This window comes from Acinetobacter sp. ANC_7588, assembly GCF_056783995.1.
In genome coordinates this window covers 1-422 of the sequence record NZ_JBWYIU010000041.1, presented here as the reverse complement: position 1 = coordinate 422, position 422 = coordinate 1, and the positions used below count along the sequence as shown (strand labels likewise).

Below are 422 nucleotides of genomic sequence, written 5' to 3'. Positions count from 1 at the left end.
TGGGTGCGAAAAAAGTCTTTATTACCACCGATCATGTCACTAAAAAAGGCGAACCGAAAATCGTTGCTGAGCTGACTTATCCTGCGACAGGCTTAAAGTGTGTAGATCGTATCTATACTGACCTTTGTGTGATTGATGTAACACCTGAAGGCATGAAAGTGATTGAGAAAGTTGAAGGCTTATCTTTTGAAGAGCTTCAATCGATGACGGGTGCCAAACTCATTGATGCCACTCAGGCTTAAGACTGGTTTTAGGATCTTACACTATGAAAAACGCATACATCATTGATGCCATCCGTACGCCTTTTGGTCGTTATGCCGGTGGTTTAGCCCCTGTCCGTGCGGATGACTTAGGTGCAGTGCCATTAAAAGCGTTAATGGAACGTAACCCTTCTGTGGATTGGAATGTCGTCGATGACGTTT

General features: G+C 44.1%; 1 protein-coding gene and 1 pseudogene. Both read left to right on the top strand.

Features of this window, described 5'->3' with window-relative positions; all coding sequences use genetic code 11:
• A pseudogene (locus AC1M9J_RS14810) lies at window positions 1-242 on the top strand (3-oxoadipate CoA-transferase); the annotation flags it as partial.
• A 23-nt stretch (window positions 243-265) separates the two neighbouring features.
• The coding region (locus AC1M9J_RS14805; protein WP_481590811.1) for a thiolase family protein at window positions 266-422 on the top strand (157 nt) is incomplete at its 3' end.